This is a genomic window from Micromonospora sp. NPDC005197, from assembly GCF_040608295.1.
Classification (GTDB): Bacteria; Actinomycetota; Actinomycetes; order Mycobacteriales; family Micromonosporaceae; genus Micromonospora.
Genome location: NZ_JBEXHY010000018.1, coordinates 48413 through 67454 on the forward strand (window position 1 = coordinate 48413; position 19042 = coordinate 67454).

General features: G+C 71.9%; 17 protein-coding genes. 12 read left to right on the forward strand and 5 right to left on the reverse strand.

Features of this window, described 5'->3' with window-relative positions; genetic code table 11:
* Positions 1 to 3 precede the first annotated feature (3 nt).
* Positions 4 to 612, forward strand: coding sequence for a TetR/AcrR family transcriptional regulator (locus ABZU46_RS09665; protein WP_354856021.1), 609 nt, complete (start codon positions 4 to 6; stop codon positions 610 to 612).
* Positions 613 to 636: 24 nt separating this feature from the next.
* On the opposite strand, the gene ABZU46_RS09670 is transcribed toward ABZU46_RS09665, so the two are convergent.
* Both ABZU46_RS09670 and ABZU46_RS09675 read right to left on the reverse strand, forming a co-directional pair.
* On the reverse strand, positions 637 to 2556 hold the full coding sequence (locus ABZU46_RS09670) for a helix-turn-helix domain-containing protein (RefSeq protein ID WP_354856022.1): 1920 nt from the start codon (positions 2554 to 2556) through the stop codon (positions 637 to 639).
* 14 nt (positions 2557 to 2570) lie between these two features.
* Positions 2571 to 3353, reverse strand: coding sequence for a 3-hydroxybutyrate dehydrogenase (locus tag ABZU46_RS09675; RefSeq protein WP_354856023.1), 783 nt, complete (start codon positions 3351 to 3353; stop codon positions 2571 to 2573).
* Positions 3354 to 3637: 284 nt separating this feature from the next.
* Between ABZU46_RS09675 and ruvC the strand changes: the two genes are divergently transcribed.
* The 8 genes from ruvC to ABZU46_RS09715 all read left to right on the forward strand — a co-directional run bounded on the left by ruvC (position 3638) and on the right by ABZU46_RS09715 (position 13078).
* Positions 3638 to 4165, forward strand: a complete 528-nt coding sequence (gene ruvC / locus ABZU46_RS09680) for a crossover junction endodeoxyribonuclease RuvC (RefSeq protein ID WP_234583505.1) — start codon at positions 3638 to 3640, stop codon at positions 4163 to 4165.
* The gene (gene ruvA / locus ABZU46_RS09685) at positions 4162 to 4764 is read left to right on the forward strand and encodes a Holliday junction branch migration protein RuvA (protein WP_354856024.1); all 603 of its coding nucleotides are present in this window, start codon (positions 4162 to 4164) and stop codon (positions 4762 to 4764) included. The genes ruvC and ruvA overlap by 4 nt, the downstream gene beginning before the upstream one ends.
* 28 nt (positions 4765 to 4792) lie before the next feature.
* Positions 4793 to 5860 (forward strand): Holliday junction branch migration DNA helicase RuvB, encoded by a 1068-nt coding sequence (gene ruvB / locus ABZU46_RS09690; RefSeq protein WP_354856025.1) that lies wholly within the window; start codon positions 4793 to 4795, stop codon positions 5858 to 5860.
* Positions 5861 to 5998: 138 nt separating this feature from the next.
* Positions 5999 to 6337 carry a preprotein translocase subunit YajC gene (gene yajC, locus ABZU46_RS09695; RefSeq protein ID WP_354856026.1) on the forward strand — a complete coding sequence of 113 codons (339 nt, stop codon included), beginning with the start codon at positions 5999 to 6001 and terminating at the stop codon, positions 6335 to 6337.
* 277 nt (positions 6338 to 6614) lie between these two features.
* Positions 6615 to 8513, forward strand: coding sequence for a protein translocase subunit SecD (secD, locus tag ABZU46_RS09700; RefSeq protein ID WP_354856027.1), 1899 nt, complete (start codon positions 6615 to 6617; stop codon positions 8511 to 8513).
* A 1-nt stretch (position 8514) separates the two neighbouring features.
* On the forward strand, positions 8515 to 9708 hold the full coding sequence (secF, locus tag ABZU46_RS09705; protein ID WP_354856028.1) for a protein translocase subunit SecF: 1194 nt from the start codon (positions 8515 to 8517) through the stop codon (positions 9706 to 9708).
* Positions 9709 to 9813: 105 nt separating this feature from the next.
* A complete protein-coding gene (locus ABZU46_RS09710) occupies positions 9814 to 10380 on the forward strand; it encodes an adenine phosphoribosyltransferase (RefSeq protein WP_354856029.1) in 567 nt (188 codons plus the stop codon).
* A gap of 169 nt (positions 10381 to 10549) precedes the next feature.
* Positions 10550 to 13078 (forward strand): bifunctional (p)ppGpp synthetase/guanosine-3',5'-bis(diphosphate) 3'-pyrophosphohydrolase, encoded by a 2529-nt coding sequence (locus ABZU46_RS09715; protein WP_354856030.1) that lies wholly within the window; start codon positions 10550 to 10552, stop codon positions 13076 to 13078.
* A 69-nt stretch (positions 13079 to 13147) separates the two neighbouring features.
* Here the strand turns inward: ABZU46_RS09715 and ABZU46_RS09720 are convergent, their stop codons facing one another.
* Positions 13148 to 13987, reverse strand: a complete 840-nt coding sequence (locus tag ABZU46_RS09720; protein WP_354856031.1) for a peptidylprolyl isomerase — start codon at positions 13985 to 13987, stop codon at positions 13148 to 13150.
* Between the two features lie 59 nt (positions 13988 to 14046).
* Entirely contained in the window at positions 14047 to 14925 is an 879-nt protein-coding gene (locus ABZU46_RS09725) for a peptidylprolyl isomerase (RefSeq protein WP_354856032.1), read from the reverse strand.
* A 266-nt stretch (positions 14926 to 15191) separates the two neighbouring features.
* On the opposite strand from ABZU46_RS09725, the gene ABZU46_RS09730 reads away from it, so the two are divergent.
* The 3 genes from ABZU46_RS09730 (at position 15192) to ABZU46_RS09740 (ending at position 18316) form a co-directional block, all read left to right on the forward strand.
* Complete coding sequence (locus ABZU46_RS09730; protein ID WP_354856033.1) at positions 15192 to 15902, forward strand: MBL fold metallo-hydrolase; 711 nt, start codon at positions 15192 to 15194, stop codon at positions 15900 to 15902.
* A gap of 72 nt (positions 15903 to 15974) precedes the next feature.
* On the forward strand, positions 15975 to 17303 hold the full coding sequence (gene hisS, locus ABZU46_RS09735; RefSeq protein WP_354856034.1) for a histidine--tRNA ligase: 1329 nt from the start codon (positions 15975 to 15977) through the stop codon (positions 17301 to 17303).
* A gap of 71 nt (positions 17304 to 17374) precedes the next feature.
* Positions 17375 to 18316 (forward strand): acyl-ACP desaturase, encoded by a 942-nt coding sequence (locus ABZU46_RS09740; RefSeq protein ID WP_354856035.1) that lies wholly within the window; start codon positions 17375 to 17377, stop codon positions 18314 to 18316.
* 159 nt (positions 18317 to 18475) lie between these two features.
* Here ABZU46_RS09740 and ABZU46_RS09745 read toward each other — a convergent pair whose 3' ends face one another.
* Positions 18476 to 18991 (reverse strand): PaaI family thioesterase, encoded by a 516-nt coding sequence (locus ABZU46_RS09745; protein ID WP_354856036.1) that lies wholly within the window; start codon positions 18989 to 18991, stop codon positions 18476 to 18478.
* Positions 18992 to 19042: the final 51 nt, after the last annotated feature.

Genomic DNA, 19042 nt, shown 5'->3' on the forward strand with positions numbered 1-19042 from the left:
ACAATGTCCGACATGACGTCCACCGCCGATGCTCGGCGGTCGCCCGGGCGACCGCGGAGCATCCGCGCCGACGAGGCGATCATCGAGGCGACCCTCGACCTGCTCGCCGAGGGAAGCACCGTCGAGGCGCTCTCGATCGAGGCGATCGCCACCCGCGCCGGCGTCGGCAAGGCCACCATCTACCGCCGCTGGGCCGGCAAGGACGCGTTGCTGCTGGACGCGCTGCGCCGGCTCAAGGGCATCATGCCGCAGCCAGCCGGTCACTCCGTCCGCGACGACCTGCTCCTGCTGGTCGGCGCGGTCGGGCAGAACGTCGACCCCCGCGCCGCGAAGATCATGCCCTGCCTGGTGCCGGCGGTGAACCGCAGCCCGGACCAATACCAGCTCTACCAGACCATCATCGAGCCCCGGCGTCAGCTGATGCGCGAGGTGCTGCGGCGCGGCATCGACGAGGGGCTGCTGCGCCCCGACATCGACGTCGAGGTGACCATGGCGCTGCTCACCGGGCCGATGCTGATCCAACGGGTCCTGCAGTGGAACCCGGAGCTGGACGAGCGAAACCTGCCCACGCAGGTCGTCGACGGCGTCCTCGACGGCATCCGCGCCCGCTGACCCGACCGCGCGCCCCCGGCGGGGTCAACCCGCAGGGGCGCGCAGGCGGTGCAGGCGCAGCGCCAACTGCACCTCCAACGCCCGCTCGGGCCGCTGCCAGTCCGCGCCGAGCAGTTGCCCGACCCGCTCCAGCCGCTGGGTCACCGTGTTGACGTGCACGTGCAACTGCTCGGCGGCCCGGGCCAGGCTGCCGCCCACCCCGAAGTACGCCTCCAGCGTCTTCACCAGCGCCGTCCCGCGCCGGGCGTCGTAGTCGACCACCGGCCCGACCGTGGCGGTGAGGAACTGGGCCACGTCCCGCTCACCCCGGTCACCGACCGTGCCCAGCAGCAGACCGACGAAGCCGAGCTCCGCGGTGCTGGCGCCCTGACCGGCGCGGCCCAGCGCGCCCAGCGCCGTCAGACAGCGGTCCGCCTCGTGGAACGTCCCGGCCAGCGTCCCCGGCCCGGTCGACGGGCCGCTCGCCCCGGCCGTCACCGGCCGGCCGGTCACCCGCGACAGGTCCCGCGCGACCGCGCGGGCGCTGCCACCGGCATCCTGGCCGGGCAGCATCAGGACCACCCGACCGTCGCGCGCCGCGGCCAGGCCACCGCGCGCTGAAGCGTACGTGGTGGCCCAGGAGAGCACCCGCTGCCGGGCCGAGCCGGTCGCCGCGATCGCGTCGTCGCCCACCGCCACCAGCACGTGCGGCGCGTCCAGGTCCACGCCGAGCCGCCGGGCCCGGCTGCGCAGCGCGTCGGTGTCGCGCAGCGGCCGGGCGATCAGGTCGTCCAGCAACTCGCCACGGACCCGCCCCTCCGCCTCGGCCACGGTCCGGCGGAACAGCAGCAGCAGCGCGGTCACCAGCGCGGCCCGCTCCAGGATCCGCTGGTCGGCGTCGACCAACTCGTCGTCGGGACGCAGCACCAACGCGCCCAGGTTCTCCGCGCCGGCCACCACCGCCGCGTACCAGAGCGGGCCGCGGCGCACGCTGCGTCCCTCCGTACGCGAGGCGGCCACCGCCTCGACGATGTCCGCCCGGTCCGGCTCGTCGATCTCGCCCACCCGGGCCAGCAACCGGCCCTGGGCGTCCAACGCCAACAGCGCCCCGCCCAGCACCTCGGTCACCGCGGCGGCCACGTCCTCCACCCCGCCGCCGCGCAGCACCAGCGCCGTCATCCGGTCGTGCGCCGCCGCGGCCCGCTCCACCGAGCTGCTGTGCGCCCGGATGGTGGTGTTCGCCGCCGACAACTCGGCCAACGCCGAGCGGGTCTCGGCCAGCAGCCGGGCCGTGTCGATCGCCACCGCGGCGTGCGCGGCGAGGGAGACCAGCAGCGCCACCTCCTCGCGGGCGAACGGCCGGGCCGAGCGGTTGGCCGAGTAGAGCACCCCGATCGAGGTGGAACCGAGTCGCAGCGGCACCCCGAGGATCGCCACCAGGCCCTCCTCGCCCACACCGGCGTCGATCTCCCCGGTGTGGTGAAAGCGCGCGTCCTCGCCGTAGTTGGCGGTCACGTACGGGGCGCCGGACTGGGCCACCAGGCCACCGAGGCCGGCGCCCATCGGCAGCCGCAGCCGCTGGAAGCGGGCCGAGACCGACCCGTCGGTCACCCGCATGTAGGTGTCGCCGCGCTCGTCGTCGTTGAGCGTCATGTACGCCACGTCGGCGCCGAGCAGGTGACGGGCCCGGTGCACGATCGCCCGCAGCACGTCGTCCAGGTCGCGCAGCCCGGCCAGGTCGCTGACCGTGTCGTACAGGCCGGACAGCTCGGTCTCCCGACGGCGGCGGCGCTCCAGCAGCGCGCGAACCCGCAACGCCACAGTCTTGGCCTGCTCCAGCTCGGCCAGCCGGTCGGCGGGCATCCCGGCGGCGCGCGCGGCCACCAACGGGCCCTCGAACTCCACCGCGGCGGCCTCGCGAGCGAGCAGTTCGAGGAACTCCACCGGCGACGACATGGTCGACATTGTGCTCAGGCCCACTAGTTGGCCGTCCAGCCCCCGTCGAGCGCGATCGACGCGCCCGTGATGAAGGCCGCCGGCGGCGAACAGAGGTACGCCAACAGCTCGGCCACCTCCTCCGGCTCGATCAGCCGCTTGATGGCGGCCCGCGCCAGCATGACCTTCTCGATCACCTCGGCCTCGCCGATGCCGTGGCTGGCCGCCTGATCGGCGATCTGGCTCTCCACCAGGGCGGTCCGCACGTACGCCGGGTTGATGCAGTTGGCGGTCACCCCGTGCGCGGCCCCCTCCAGCGCCACCACCTTCGACAGCCCTTCGAGGGCGTGCTTCGCCGAGACGTAGGCCGCCTTGTAGGGCGAGGCGCGCAGGCCGTGCACCGACGAGATGTTGACGATCCGGCCCCAGCCCCGGGCGTACATGTGCGGCAACGCGCGGCGGATCAGCAGAAACGGCGCCTCCACCATCACCCGCTGGATGTACTCGAAGCGCTCGACGGGGAAGTCCTGCAGCGGCGCCACGTGCTGGAGCCCGGCGTTGTTCACCACGATGTCCACGTCCACGTCGAGCGCGTCCACGGCCGCCGCGTCGGCCAGGTCCACGCCCTCGGCGCGTCCGCCGGCCTCGGCGGCCACCGCCTTGGCCGCCTCCAGGTTGCGATCCACCACGAGCACCTTGGCGCCGGCCGCGCCCAACCGCAGGGCGCAGGCCCGCCCGATGCCGCTGCCGCCCCCGGTGACCAGGGCGGTCCGACCAGCGAGGTCGACCTGTACGACGTGGGGGACCGCCACGGGTTCTGCCGTCATGGCGCAAGAAGTTACGAGCTGTGTGCCCTGCGGCACATGGGGCAGCGACACATACTCCGTACCCCTGCTGTGTGGCCCCCTGCCCCCATGGCCCGCGCCCGCCCCGCCGAGCCGCGCGCCGAAAGGCTGTCTCTCGGGCGTCGGAGGCAGCAACCTCCGGGACGTTGCCCAGATCGTGGCGCGGGGTGTGGGGTATGGGAGGGCGTGTCCCGTGGGGCCGGTGGGAAGGCCGACAGTTAGGGTGTCGAACACACGTACTGCTGACGGCTGGGGGAGGGGGCGGCGTGCGGGTGCTGGGGGTCGACCCGGGGTTGACGCGGTGTGGGGTGGGCGTCGTCGAGGGGGTGCCCGGTCGGCCCTGCACGCTCATCGCCTACTACGTGGTCTACACCGACCCGGCCGACGACCTGCCGCTGCGCCTGCTGCACCTGGACCGGTCGCTGACCAAGCTGGTCGCCGAGCACCAGCCGGAGAGCGTCGCCGTCGAGCGGGTGTTCAGCCAGCACAACGTCCGGACGGTGATGGGCACCGCGCAGGCCAGCGGCATCGCCGTGCTGGCCGGGGCGCGGGCGGGGCTGCCGGTGCAGACGTACACCCCGAGCGAGGTGAAGGCGGCGGTGACCGGTTCCGGTCAGGCCGACAAGGCGCAGGTGACCGCCATGGTGACCCGGCTGCTGCGGCTGGACGAGCCACCGAAGCCGGCCGACGCCGCCGACGCTCTCGCCCTGGCCATCTGCCACGTGTGGCGCGGTGGCACCCGTTCCAAGCTGGCCGCCGCGGCCGATCGGGCACGACGAGGAGGAGCACGATGATCGCCAGCGTGCGCGGCACGGTGACCGCGACAGGTCCGGATCTGGCCGTGATCGAGGTCGGCGGGGTCGGCCTGGCCGTGCACTGCGCCCCCGGGACCCTCGCCGAGCTGCGGGTGGGGCAGCCGGCGCGGCTGGCCACCAGCCTGGTGGTCCGGGAGGATTCCCTGACCCTCTACGGTTTCGCCGACGACGACGCCAAGGCGCTGTTCGAGCTGTTGCAGACCGCCAGCGGGGTCGGCCCACGGCTGGCCCAGGCCGTGCTGGCCGTGCACACGCCGGACGCGGTGCGAAAGGCCATCGCCAACGCCGACACCGCCGCGTTGACCCGGGTGCCCGGGATCGGCAAGAAGGGCGCCGAGCGCCTGGTGCTGGAATTGCGGGACCGGATCGGTCCGGTGTCGATCGGCGCCGACGGGGTGGGCGGCGTGACCGGCGGCGCCTGGCCCGATCAGGTACGGCAGGCGCTGGTCGGTCTGGGCTGGACGGCCGGGCAGGCCGACCAGGCGGTGGCCGCGGTGGCGGAGACCATCGACGGCGCCACCCCGCCCGTGCCGGTCCTGCTCAAGCAGGCCATCCGCCTGCTGGGTCGTACCCGATGACCGCCCAGGGGCGACGGGAGGCGGCACGGTGAGCGAGACCGACGGGCTCGTCTCGGCGTACGTCAGTGATGCCGACCGGGACGCGGAGGCCACCGTGCGGCCCCGGCGGCTGGCCGAGTTCATCGCCCAGGACCGGGTGCGCGATCAGCTCGACCTGTTGTTGCAGGGCGCCATGCGGCGGGGGTCCCCGCCGGATCACATCCTGCTCTCCGGCCCACCCGGGCTTGGCAAGACGAGCCTGGCCAACATCGTCGCCGCGGAGCTGGGCGCCGGCATCCGCGTGACCAGCGGCCCGGCGATCGAGCGTTCCGGTGACCTGGCGGCGATCCTGACCAGCCTCGCCGAGGGCGATGTGCTCTTCATCGACGAGATCCACCGGATCGCCCGGCCGGCGGAGGAGCTGCTCTACAGCGCGATGGAGGACTTCCGGGTCGACGTGGTGGTCGGCAAGGGGCCGGGCGCCACCGCGATCCCGCTGGACGTCGAGCCGTTCACCCTGGTCGGCGCGACCACCCGCTCGGGTCTGTTGACCGGGCCCATGCGGGACCGGTTCGGCTTCGTCGCGCACCTCGACTTCTACGCCCCGGCGGATCTGGAGACGCTGCTGCACCGTTCGGCGCGCATCCTCGGGGTGCCGATCACCGCCGACGGCGCGGCGGAGATCGCCGGCCGGTCCCGGGGCACCCCCCGGATCGCCAACCGGCTGCTGCGCCGGGTCCGCGACTACGCCGAGGTCCGGGCCGACGGCGTGGTCACCCTGGGCACCGCCCGCAAGGCCCTGACGGTGTACGACGTCGACGCGCTGGGCCTGGACCGGCTGGACCGGGCGGTGCTGACCGCGCTGGTGGACTCGTTCCGGGGCGGCCCGGTCGGGTTGTCCACCCTCGCCGTGGCGGTGGGGGAGCAGCCGGACACGGTCGAGGAGGTCTGCGAGCCGTTCCTGGTGCGTGCCGGCCTGCTGGCGCGTACCCCGCGGGGGCGGGTGGCCACGGAAGCCGCCTGGAGGCACCTGGGGCGTACTCCACCGAATGGTACATTTGGGATGGATATCCCGTCTCCGCCCGGTCTGTTCTCCCTGGACACCGATCAGCCGTGATGTGAACGTGATCTGTGCCGCATTCGGTGTTCTCAGGTGCAGGGATTAGACTTCGCCGCGGTCTGTACAGGATGTGAGAATCCGCCTCCGCTCCGGCACTCCCGTGCCGGACAGGTGGCCAATGGGAAGGCAGTAACCGTGCAATACCTTGCAGCGGGTGGTGGGGCCGGCGGCTTCACGCCGATCCTGATGATCGTCCTGCTCTTCGGCGTCATGTATTTCATGATGATCCGTCCGCAGCAGAAGCGTCGCCGCGATGCGGAGGCCATGCAGTCCGCGTTGGGCCCGGGCGACGAGGTTGTCACCATCGGCGGGCTCTACGGCACGGTCACCGGCGTCGAGGACGACGCCGTGCTGCTCGAGATCGCTCCGGGCGTGCAGACCCGCTACGCCCGACCGGCCATCGCCCGGGTGGTCACCCGCGCGGAGCTGCCGAGCGAGCCGGTCACCGAGGACGCGGACACCGTCAAGGAGTGACCCTCCCGCGGGGGTGACGGTTCCGGCGTACGGCCGGGTGACCGGCTCCCCGGCCACCGCGCCCAACGGGGCAGCGGACGTGACGTGAAAACTGGATAGTTGGGTCGACGCCGGGCGTCGGCACGTTCCCGTGGCCGTCGGCGTCCCCATGCCGGCGTGTCCGGCCACTGTGTCGGCACCCCGTCGGCCCAGGTCAGACCCGTTGGCCGGGACCCCCGGCCCGACACTCGCCGCCGCCGCGCGCAGCGGCGCGACCGTACAGGGAGACAGGACAACCGTGGCACCACCTCAGGGACAGATGCGCCCCGGCCGGCAGCTCGCCGTGCTCGGGTTCATCTTCGTGGTCCTCTACCTTCTGGTGTTCTTCGCGGGCGGTGCCAGCGGCAGCTTCAAGGACCGGCTGGAGCCCAAGCTCGGCCTGGACCTGATCGGCGGCACCCGGATGACGCTGCAGGCGACCAACAGCGTCGATGGCAAGCCCCCGACGGCCCAAAACCTTGAGGAGGCCCGGCAGATCATCGAGAACCGGGTCAACGGGCTCGGCGTGGCCGAGGCCGAGGTGGTCACCGAGGGCAACCGGAACATCGTCATCTCCCTGCCCGGTGAGAACCGGAACCTCGACGAGGTGGGCAGCGCCGCCGAGCTGCGTTTCCGCAAGGTGCTCAAGGCCGCCGACGGCAGCGGGACGGTCGCCGCCCCGCCGGCCGCCACGGCAGCCCCGGGCAGCGTCACCCCGTCCGGTGCCCCCTCGGCGACCCCGTCGGGCAGCGGCGCCCCCTCGGCGACCCCGTCGGGCAGCGGTGGACAGGGCGGGATGGCGCCCGCGCCGTCCGCCAGCGCGACACCGACCCCCTCGGCCTCGGCGAGCGCCGCCGCCCCGTCGGCGAGCGCCAGCGCCGAGCCGGTGCCGGCGAGCATCGAGGAGCAGCGCAAGGCCGTCGAGCAGAAGGTCGGCGCCGCCGCCTGGCAGGCCGCCAGCGGTCTGCAGGCCCCCGCCGACCTGAGCGCCGACCCGTCGCTGGGCGACAAGCTCAAGCCGTTCAGCACGCTGAGCCCGCAAGAGGTTGCCGTGCTGCCGGCGCAGATGCAGTTCAACGTGCCGACGATCGGCTGCGCCCAGCTCGACAAGCGCCCCCCGGCCTCGATCTCCGACCCGAAGCAGCAGGTCGTGTCCTGCGAGGACGGCGCCTCGAAGTACCTGCTCGACCAGGCCAAGGTGCTGGGCACCGACGTGGACGACGCCAACGCGGTGCTCGACCAGACCAACGCCTGGGTGGTCAGCCTCGACTTCACCGGCGACGGCCAGGGCAAGTGGACCGCGTTGACCCGTGAGGCGTTCACCAACGAGGGCCAGGCCTGCGACGCGACCGCCCTCGGCCAGGACGGCAAGTGCCGGGTGGCCGTCGTGCTGGACAACGAGATCGTCTCCTCCCCCGAGATCCAGGGCGTGCTGACCGGCAACTCCCAGATCACCGGCAACTTCACCCAGAAGGACGCCAGCGCGCTCGCCGGTCAGCTCCGGTACGGCGCGCTGCCGGTGACCTTCGAGCCGCAGGAGTCGCAGAACGTCACCGCGACCCTGGGTGCCAGCCACCTCCGCGCGGGTCTGCTCGCGGCCGGCATCGGCATGCTGCTGGTCATCATCTACGCGTTCTTCTACTACCGGCTGCTCGGCTCGGTGATCTTCCTGAGCCTGATCCTGTCCGCGCTGCTCGTCTTCGGCGCGCTTGTGGTGCTCGGTCGGCAGATCGGCTTCACGCTCACCCTCGCCGGCATCGCCGGCATGATCGTCTCGCTCGGTGTGGCGGCGGACTCGTTCGTCATCTACTTCGAACGACTGAAAGACGAGATCCGGGAGGGACGCAGCCCGCGTAGCGCGGTGCCCCGCGCCTGGGTCCGCGCCCGCCGGACGATCATCTCGGCAAACGCGATCACGCTGCTCTCCGCAGTGGTGCTCTACGTGGTCTCGGTCGGCACGGTCAAGGGCTTCGCGTTCGCCCTCGGCCTGGCCACGGTGCTGGACCTGGTCGTGGTCTTCCTCTTCCGGCACCCGATCATGACGATGTTCGCCCGGACCCGGGCGTTCCTGTCCCCGCGGGTCAGCGGCCTGGGTCGGGCACTCCCGGCCCGCAGCCAGCAGACTCAGCCCCGCAACCCGCGCGCCAAGGAGGCCTGAGATGGCTCAGAACGGTCTGGCGAGCCGCCTCTACAACGGCGAGGCCGGTCTCAACGTCGTCGGCCGGCGCAAGCTCTGGTTCGGCGTCGCCGGGATCCTGATCCTGATCGCGATTCTGAGCTTCTCGATCCGCGGGTTCAGCCTCGGCATCGAGTTCGCCGGCGGCAACTCGTTCCAGGTGCCGGCCAGCGTCGGCACCCTGAACCAGGCTGAGGAGCAGGTCGACGCCGCGCTCGCGGCCAAGGGCGGCGGCGCCGAGGTGGTGACCGCGCAGAAGGTCGGCGGCACGGGCGGCGACTCGTACGAGCTGCGTACCGGTCAGCTCAGCGCGGAGCAGGCCACCGCGGTCAAGGCCGACATCGCCCAGCGGTTCGGCATCAACGCGGACCAGATCAGCGACAACCAGGTCAGCGAGGCGTGGGGCAGCCAGGTCACCTCGCGGGCCCTGCTCGGTCTGGTCATCTTCATCGCGTTGGTGATGGTCTACCTGATCCTGCGCTTCGAGTGGCGGATGGCCGTCGCCGCCGTCGCCTCACTGTTCACCAACCTGATCCTCACCGCCGGCATCTACTCCCTCGTCGGCTTCGAGGTCACCCCGTCGACGATCATCGGCTTCCTCACGATCCTGGGCTTCGCGCTCTACGACGTGGTGGTGGTCTTCGACAAGGTGCAGGAGAACACCCGGGGCATCACCGCCAACAACAACATGACGTACGGCGAGGCGGCCAACCTGGCCGTCAACCAGAGCCTCATGCGGTCGCTGAACACCTCCGTGGTGGCGCTGCTGCCCGTCGGTGGTCTGCTCTTCATCGGCGCCGGCCTGCTTGGCGCCGGCACGCTGAAGGACCTCGGCCTGGTGCTGTTCGTGGGTATGGCGGTGGCGTTCCTGACCTCCATCCTGGTGGCGACGCCGCTGCTGGCGCTGCTGAAGAACTACGACCCCCGCATCCAGGCGCACAACAAGCGGGTGCAGGCCCGTCGGGGTACGCCGGGCCGTGGCGAGGTCACCGGCAAGGGTGCCCCGGCCCCGGTCGAGGGCGAGGCGGCCGACGCGCCGCTCGATCCCGACTCCGCCGCGCTGGCCGGCGCCGCCCCGAAGGTGGGCGCGCGGCCGGCGGGCAAGCGGCCGACCGGCGCCCGGGGCGGTCGTCCCGGCGGCGGCGGTAACCGGCCCGGCGGCGCCAAGCGGCGCTGACCGACCCCCGGGGTCGCCCCGGGAGGAAACGCCCGAACGGCGTCCGGCATGCTGTGCGAGCAGCATGCCGGACGCCGTCGTCGTGGGAAGGGAAACGAGACAGCCGTGACGGAGACCCACAGCACCGCGGCGCGCGGGGACAGCGGCCCGGAGGCCGCCCGGTTGGTGGCCAGCCGGGTGCTGGACGTGCCGGACTTTCCCCAGCCCGGTGTCCTGTTCAAGGACCTGATGCCGCTGTTCGCCGACGGGAAGGCGTTCCGCGAGGTGGTCGACGAGATCGTCGCGTACCACGGGCGGGACGGCTTCGACGTCGTGGTGGGCATCGAGGCGCGCGGCTTCGTCGTCGCGGCAGCTGTCGCGTACGCGGCCGGGGTGGGCGTGGTGCCCGTGCGCAAGGCGGGCAAGCTGCCCCGCCCGGCGCACTCGGTGTCGTACGCCCTCGAGTACGGCGAGGCCACCCTGGAGGTGCACGAGGACGCCTTCACCGCCGGCCACCGGGTGCTTGTCGTCGACGACGTGCTGGCCACTGGCGGCACCGCCGAGGCGACGCTGGACCTGGTCGAGCGGGCCGGCGGGACGGTCACCGGCTTCACCGTGCTGCTGGAGCTCGGCTTCCTGGGCGCGCGGGAACGGCTGGCGCCGCGTCCGGTCCATGCCCTGCTGACCGTTTGAACCCGGCCCACCGGGCGGAGGTCGCGCCGACCGTCCGGCGGAGCGGCAGGGGACCGTCCGTGCGGGTAGCATTGCCCTTTGCTGACGCTGGCGGTACACCGTCCGGCGACGCGAGACCAGGCCGGCCGATGTTCGGCCGGTGTGTTTCCGGCGAGCGGTGAGGAGGCCGGTGTCCCACGATGTCGTCCCTCCGGCGGAGGGCACGGTGCACCCGACAGGCGACGCTGACGGCTCGGTGACCGACCGGAACGGCGACGCGCCGGCCCGGGTGGCGGGCACCGACAACGGCTCCGGCAGGGCTCCTGCCGACGACGCGGCGGCTCCGACCGGCGTCACGGCGAGCGCCACCACGGAGGCGTCCCCGGGCGCCGACGGGGTCGTGGTCCCGTTTCCGACCGACGCCGGCGTCGACCCGTCGCCGAGCGGTGGCTTCGGGCTGTCCAACGCGCCCACCGGTCGGCGGGTGCGCGCCCGGCTGGCCCGGTTCAACGCGCCCTGGCAGACCTCGCAGGTCAGCGAGGTGCTGGAGCCGCTCATCGCGAGTCACCGCGAGAACCACCCGAAGGCCGACGCGCGGCTGCTCCAGCGCGCCTTCGACACGGCGGCGCGGTGGCACTCCGGGCAGTACCGCAAGTCCGGCGACCCGTACATCACCCACCCGCTCGCCGTCGCCACCATCCTCGGCAACCTGGGGATGGACACCACCACGCTGGTGGCCGCGCTGCTGCACGACACCATCGAGGACACCGAGTACACCCTCGACGCGATGCGCGCCGACTTCGGCGGCGAGGTCGCCCTGCTGGTCGACGGTGTCACCAAACTGGACAAGGTCAAGCTGGGCGACGCCGCCAAGGCCGAGACGATCCGCAAGATGGTCGTGGCGATGGCCAAGGACCCGCGGGTGCTGGTGATCAAGCTGGCCGACCGGCTGCACAACATGCGCACCCTGACCTTCCTGCCCCGCCCCAAGCAGGAGCAGAAGGCCAAGGAGACGCTGGAGATCCTGGCGCCGCTGGCGCACCGGCTCGGTATGAACACGATCAAGTGGGAGCTGGAGGACCTGGCCTTCGGCACCCTGTTCCCGAAGCGCTACGAGGAGATCAACCGGCTGATCGGGGAGCACCAGCCGCAGCGGGAGTCGCTGCTGCGGCAGGTCACCCAGAAGGTCGGCACCGACCTGAAGGCCGCCAAGATCAAGGCGGAGACGACCGGGCGGCCGAAGCACCTCTACTCGATCTACCAGAAGATGATCGTGCGGGGTCGCGACTTCAACGACATCTACGACCTGGTCGGCGTGCGGATCCTGGTCGACACGGTGCGGGACTGCTACGCGGCGCTCGGCGTGATCCACGCCAACTGGCAGCCGGTGCCGGGGCGGTTCAAGGACTACATCGCGATGCCCAAGTTCAACATGTACCAGTCGTTGCACACGACTGTCATCGGGCCCACCGGCAAGCCGGTGGAGATGCAGATCCGCACGTACGCGATGCACCGCACCGCGGAGTTCGGCATCGCCGCGCACTGGAAGTACAAGGAGCACAAGGGCACCCAGATCGTCGGCCCGCCCGCGCACATCGACGAGATGACCTGGCTGCGGCAGCTGCTCGACTGGCAGCGCGAGGCGGCCGACCCGAGCGAGTTCCTGGACGCGCTGCGCTTCGACCTGTCCAGCCAGGAGGTGTACGTCTTCACCCCCAAGGGTGACGTCATCCCGCTGCCGACCGGGTCGACGCCTGTGGACTTCGCGTACGCCGTGCACACCGAGGTGGGGCACAAGTGCATCGGCGCGCGGGTCAACGGCAAGCTGGTGCCGCTGGAATCGACGCTGTCCAACGGCGACGTGATCGAGATCTTCACGTCGAAGTCCGAGACGGCCGGCCCCACACAGGACTGGCTGGGCTTCGTCAAGAGCCCGCGCGCCCGCACGAAGATCCGCCAGTACTTCAACAAGGAGCGGCGCGAGGAGGCGATCGAGGCCGGCAAGGACGCGATCGTCAAGGCGATGCGCAAGCAGGGCATGCCGTTGCAGCGGATGCTCACCTCCGACGCGCTGATGTCGATCGCCCGGGACCTGCACCTCGCCGACGTGGCGTCGCTGTACGCGGCGGTCGGCGACAGTCAGGTCTCCGCGCAGTCGGTGGTGCAGAAGCTGATGGCCGCGTACGGCGGCGAGGAGGGCGCGGCGGAGGACATCGCCGAGACCGCCGTCGCCACCCGGCCGCCGCGCAGCCGCCAGAGCAGCAGCGACCCCGGCGTGGTGGTCCGTGGCGTCAGCGACGTGTGGATCAAGCTGGCCCGCTGCTGCACCCCGGTCCCACCGGACTCGGTGTTCGGCTTCGTCACCCGCTCCGGCGGGGTGAGCGTGCACCGCGACGACTGCGCCAACGCCGAGGACCTGCGGGCCCAGGCCGAGCGGGTGGTCGAGGTGAGCTGGAAGCTCACGTCCGCCTCCACGTTCCTGGTGGCGATCCAGGTCGAGGCACTGGACCGGCACAAGCTGCTCGCCGACGTCACCCGGGTGCTCTCCGACGAGCGGGTCAACATCCTGTCCGCCACCGTCACCACCACCCGCGACCGGGTGGCGGTGAGCCGGTTCAGCTTCGAGATGGCCGACCCGAAGCACCTGGGCCACCTGCTGGCCACCGTCCGCAAGGTCGATGGGGTCTTCGACGCGTACCGGGTCACCTCGGGCGCCTGAACCCCGTACCCCGCACACGAGAGCGCCCGCCGGCTCAGCCGGCGGGCGCTTCCTCGTCTCGTGCGGGTGTCAGCCCTGCGGCGGGCTCATCGTGAGGTCGGTGATCGTGACCTCCTTCTTCGGGTGGCCGCCACCGGCCTGCTGCGCGAACGCCCCGTCGTCGCCGGCCTTGGCCACGTCCTTGACGATGTCCATGCCGCCGGTGACGGTGCCCAGCACGGTGTACGCCGGGTCCAGCGGCGAGTCGCCGTAGACGATGAAGAACTGGCTGCCGGTGCTGCCCGGCTGGCCGGAGTTGGCCATCGCGATGACGCCCTCCGGGTACGGCGGGCGCTTGTCGGTGGGCAGGTTCTCCTCCGGCAGCCGGAAGCTCGGGCCACCCGTGCCGTCAGTGTCCCGCCAGCCCTTGCCGGTGGCGCTCGGGTCACCGCACTGCAGCACCTTGATGCCCTCGGTCACCAGGCGGTGGCACTTGCTGTTGTCGAAGAAGTTCTTCTCCGCGAGGTAGGTGAAGGCGCCCGCCGTGCACGGCACCTGCGACCGGTCGACCTTGGCCGTGATCGGGCCCAGGTTGGTGGTGATCGTCATGGTCTGCACGCCCTTGGCGGACTGCTGGTTGCTGGGCACCCCGACGTCCTTGATCTGCGGGGGCCGCTGGTCGGCGGGCATCGCGTTGTAGACGCACTCGCTGGCGCCGGGCGCCGAGGCGGCGGTGTCGCTCTTGTCGTCGTCGCCGCCGAGGGTCGTGGCCAGCCAGACGGTGCCGGCGACCACGAGCACCAGCACGGCCGCCGCGCCGACGATCGCCTGCGTCTGGCGGCGCTTGCGGGCCTTGGCCGAGCGCTCGGCCATCTCCTTCTCGAGTCGGGCGCGTGCCGCCGCGCGCTGCCGCTCTCTGGTGGACGTCACGCCTGGATCCTCCTGGCTGTTTGCTGCGGGGTGCCGCTCGGGTGGGGTGGGGCGACCGGTCAGCCGGCGCTCGGGCTGCTGGCCGGTGCACCGGACGGCGCCGGTGCCGCGCCGGTGACCGGCTCGCCGACCGTGAGGCTCTGGATCACCACGTCGGTCTTGGGCTTGACCTTGGCCCCGGTCCCATTGTCCACGGTCGGCAGGGCACCGATCTTCTCGACCACGTCGAGCCCACCGGTCACCTTGCCGATCACCGGGTACTTCGGGTCCGTGGTCGTGAAGTCCTTGAAGAAGATCAGGAACTGGCTGCCGTTGGTGCCGGGCGGGTTGGAGATCATCGCCACGGTCCCCTTGGGGTACGTCGGCGGCTGACCGGGCGCCGGGCTGGCCGACGGCGACGCCGACGGCACGGTCGGCACGTCCTCGTCGTAGAACGAGTAGGTCGGCCCGCCGAGGCCGGTGCCGCTGGGGTCACCGCAGCGCAGCGCGCCGTCGGCGGTGATCTCGTGGCACTTGGTGTTGTCGTAGAATGACCGGCTCGCCAGGTGGGCGATGCTCGCCGCGGCGCAGGGGGAGTTGGCCAGGTTCAGCTCGGCGGTGATCGGCGCACCCTGGTTGGTGGTGACCGTCATCGCCCGGGTGCCGTCGGTCGGCAGGCCCTTGGTCGCCGGCGTGCCGACGTCCTTGAGGTTGGTGTTGGCGGTCGCGTCCTGCGGCGTCCAGAGGCAGGTGTCCTCCGCGGCGGTGTCCTTCTTCGGATCGGAGTCGAACGCCCCGAGCGCCCAGGCCGAGCCGGCCACGATCACCGCGAGGACCAGGAAGGCGCCGACACCGGCCTGAATCTGCCGGCGGCGCCGCGTGGCGGCGGCCCGGCGAGCCAGCTGCCGGTCGAGCTTGGCCCGCGCCAGTTTGCGCTGCCGGTCCCTGCTGGAAGCCACAGGTGCTCCCCTTTCCTCTGCCTGGTCGTCACCGGCGGCCGGGTACCCCGGCCCGTCCGGGCTCGCGTGTGCCACGCCACACGCCCGCCAGAGTGTACGGCTAGTGACTGGGAATGTGGTGTACGAGGTCCACCCCGCCGCCAGCAGCCCATATCGTGCGATGTCACTGTGTCGGATGGGGCCTCGGGGGCGGACGCGGCAAACGCGCTCGCCCCGCCGGTTAGGCTGCTGGGCAGGACGACAGCTCGACGGAGAGGACAGCGCCCGTGCTCGTGGCCGGCTTTCCCGCGGACGCCTTCGGCACCAACTGCTATGTGGTGGCCACCGCGCCGGGGGAGCAGTGCGTGGTGGTCGATCCCGGCATCGGGGTGCTCGACCAGCTCGACGCGCTGCTCGCCGAGCACCGCCTGCATCCGGCCGCCGTGCTGCTCACCCACGGCCACCTGGATCACACGTTCTCGGTGGCGCCGGTCTGCGGTGCGCGCGGGATCACCGCGTACGTGCACCCCGGCGACCGGGAGATGCTCGCCGACCCGGCCAAGGGCCTGTCGACCGATCTGACCTCGCTCTTCGGTGGCCGGCTGAGCTACACCGAGCCGGAGGACGTGGCCGAGCTGACCGACGGCGCGACCCTCACGCTCGCCGGCCTGGAGATCGCCGTCGACCACGCCCCGGGCCATACCGGCGGGTCGGTGCTGTTCCGGCTGCCCGGCGCCGGGTCGGGGTGGGAGGCCGACGAGATCTGCCTCTCCGGCGACGTCCTCTTCGCCGGCTCGATCGGCCGCACCGACCTGCCCGGCGGCAGCATGCCGGCGATGCTCACCAGCCTGCGCGACAAGATCCTCCCGCTGGTCGACGACACCGTCGTGCTGCCCGGGCACGGCCCCAGCACCACCATCGGCCGCGAACGCGCCAGCAACCCGTACCTCATCGAGGTGGCCGGCGCGGCGCCGGCCGCTCCCACCCGGGGCCTCTAGTTCTTCGTCCGCGCCGCGCGCGGACCCACGACACCACCGCGCCGCGGGCGCGGGATCGCAAGGAGTACGCCGATGAGCAAGCCCACGCCCATCTCCGGTTTCCCGGAGTGGACCCCCGGCCAGCGGATGATCGAGCAGTTCGTGCTCGGCAAGATCCAAGACACCTTCGAGCTGTACGGGTTCGCGCCGCTGGAGACCCGCGCCGTGGAGCCGCTGGACCAGCTGCTGCGCAAGGGCGAGACCTCCAAGGAGGTCTACGTGGTCCGGCGGCTGCACGCCGACGCCGAGGGATCCGGTGGCGACGACCAGCTCGGCCTGCACTTCGACCTGACCGTGCCGTTCGCCCGGTATGTGTTGGAGAACGCCGGCAAGCTGCACTTCCCGTTCCGTCGTTACCAGATCCAGAAGGTGTGGCGGGGTGAGCGGCCGCAGGAGGGCCGCTACCGGGAGTTCGTCCAGGCCGACATCGACATCATCGACCGGGACACCCTGGCCCCGCACCACGAGGCGGAGATGCCGCTGGTCATCGGGGACGCGCTGCGCGCCCTGCCCATCCCGCCGGTGACCATCCAGGTCAACAACCGCAAGATCTGGGAGGGCTTCTTCCGCGGCATCGGGGTGACCGACCCGGAGGCGGCGCTGCGCACCGTCGACAAGCTCGACAAGATCGGCCCGGCGAAGGTGGCCGAACTGCTGGCCGAGACCGCCGGGGCGAGCGAGGCGCAGGCCAAGGCGTGCCTGGCGCTGGCCGAGATCTCCGCCCCGGACGCCTCGTTCGCCGACGCCATCCGGGCGCTCGGGGTGAGCGACCCGCTGCTCGACGAGGGCGTCGAGGAGCTGGTCCGGGTGGTGGACACCGCCGCCGAGCACTCGCCCGGCCTCTGCGTGGCGGACCTGCGCATCGCCCGTGGCCTGGATTACTACACGGGCACCGTCTACGAGACCCAGCTGCGTGGCTACGAGCGCTTCGGCTCGATCTGCTCCGGCGGCCGGTACGACAACCTGGCCAGCGCCGGCGCCACCTCGTACCCCGGGGTCGGCATCTCGATCGGCGTGACCCGGCTGCTCGGGCTGCTCTTCGGCGCGGGGGAGCTGTCGGTCTCCCGTTCGGTGCCCACCTGTGTCGTGGTGGCCGTGGCCGACGAGGAGCAGCGCTCGGCCAGTGGCCGGATCGCGTCGGCGCTGCGCCGGCGGGGCATCGCCACCGAGGTGTCGCCGAGCGCGGCGAAGTTCGGCAAGCAGATCCGCTACGCCGAGCGGCGCGGCATCCCGTACGTCTGGTTTCCGGGGGCCGACGGCGCTCCGGACGAGGTGAAGGACATCCGCTCGGGTGAGCAGGTCACGGCCGACGCGAGGGAGTGGGCGCCGCCCCGGGAGGACCTGAAGCCGAAGGTCGGTTGAGTGTCACGACTGGCGCGGACGGCCGCGGGGACCTACGGTAGCGTAAGTTACGCCACCGTAGGGAGTTACTCGTGACCGTGAGCACGACACTGAGCCAGACCGCCCTGCTCGTCGAGCTGGAGCCGGTCGTCGCGCGCAACCTGGACCGCCACCTCTCGCTGGCGAAGGAGTGGTTCCCGCACGAGTACGTGCCGTGGAGCGAGGGTCGCACGTTCGACGGGCCGCTCAATGGTGAGGCGTGGTCGCCGACCGACTCGACCATCCCGGACGTCGCCCGTACCGCGCTGATCGTCAACCTGCTGACCGAGGACAACCTGCCCTCGTACCACCACGAGATCGCCACCCTGTTCGGCCGCGACGGCGCGTGGGGCACCTGGGTGCACCGGTGGACCGCGGAGGAGGGCCGGCACGGCACGGCCATCCGCGACTACCTGACCGTCACCCGGGCGGTCGACCCGGTGGCGCTGGAGCGCGCCCGGATGACCCACATGTCCGCGGGCTACGTCAACGTGCACGACGACGAGGTGCTGCACTCGTTGGCGTACGTCTCGTTCCAGGAGCTGGCCACCCGCATCTCGCACCGCAACACCGGCAAGGCCACCGGCGACCCCGCCTGCGAGGCGCTGCTGGCCCGGGTCGCCGCCGACGAGAACCTGCACATGGTCTTCTACCGCAACCTGCTCGCCGCCGCGTTCGAGCTGGCCCCGAGCCAGGCCATGCGGGCGGTCGCCGACGTGGTGGCCAACTTCCAGATGCCCGGCAACGGCATCGACGGCTTCGCCCGCAAGTCGGTGGCGATCGCCCTCGCGGGCATCTACGACCTGCGCCAGCACCGCGACGAGGTGTTGCAGCCGGTGCTGCGCCAGTGGGACGTCTTCAACGTGACCGGCCTCGACGCCGACGGCGAAGCCGCCCGCGAACAGCTCGCGGCCCAGCTGGAGGCCCTGGAGAACGCGGCGGCTCGCTTCGAAGAAAAGCGCGACGCCCGAGCAGCCCGCCTAGCCCTCCGCTAACCCAACCCCACCCCCACCCCACCCCACCCCACCCCGCGCCCCCACCCGCCACACTCCGTTGATCATGAAGTTATTGCCGCGACACGCCGACGAGGCGGGCAATAACTTCATGATCAACCCGCCGTTTGGGGCGGTGGGGCGGTGGGGCGGTTGGGGGGGTCAGGGGGTTGGGGGGAGGGGGAACAGGAGGCAGGTGCTTGTCGCGTGGGCGATCAGGCGGGCGTTCGCGTCGGTGAGGCGGGCTTCGGCCAGGGCCGTGCGGCGACCGCGTTGCAGCACCGTGCCCTCGCAGCGCAGCGTGCCGCTGTCGACGGTGACCGGGCGCAGGAACTTCACGTTCAGGTCCAGCGAGGTGTAGCCGACCCCGGCGGGCAGCGTGGTGTGCACGGCACAGGCGGCGGCGGTGTCCAGCAGGGTCGAGATGACGCCACCGTGGACGGTGCCCAGCGGGTTGTAGTGGAACTCCTGGGGGACCAGCTCGACGGCGACCCGACCCTCGTCGGCCTCCATCCGGGCCATGTCGATCAGGTGCATCACCGGGGGTGCGGCCAGTTCTCCGGCGATCATCGCGCGGAGAAGGTCGATGCCGCTGCGCCGACCGACCTGCGCGGCGTTGGCCGCCGGGTCGGACCAGGTGAAGGTACGGCTGCGCGCCGGCTCCTGGGTCTGTGTCATGGACGCAGCGTCGCAGGACGTTGCTGAGTCTGTCAATGAGACCTAGCCTGG

Coding starts and splice junctions, on each gene's coding strand:
- secF (WP_354856028.1), top strand. CDS start 8,515: ATGGCTCAGAACGGTCTGGCGAGCCGCCTCTACAACGGCGAGGCCGGT.
- ABZU46_RS09665 (WP_354856021.1), top strand. CDS start 4: ATGTCCGACATGACGTCCACCGCCGATGCTCGGCGGTCGCCCGGGCGA.
- hisS (WP_354856034.1), top strand. CDS start 15,975: ATGAGCAAGCCCACGCCCATCTCCGGTTTCCCGGAGTGGACCCCCGGC.
- ABZU46_RS09745 (WP_354856036.1), bottom strand. CDS start 18,991: ATGACACAGACCCAGGAGCCGGCGCGCAGCCGTACCTTCACCTGGTCC.
- ABZU46_RS09670 (WP_354856022.1), bottom strand. CDS start 2,556: ATGTCGACCATGTCGTCGCCGGTGGAGTTCCTCGAACTGCTCGCTCGC.
- ABZU46_RS09675 (WP_354856023.1), bottom strand. CDS start 3,353: ATGACGGCAGAACCCGTGGCGGTCCCCCACGTCGTACAGGTCGACCTC.
- ruvA (WP_354856024.1), top strand. CDS start 4,162: ATGATCGCCAGCGTGCGCGGCACGGTGACCGCGACAGGTCCGGATCTG.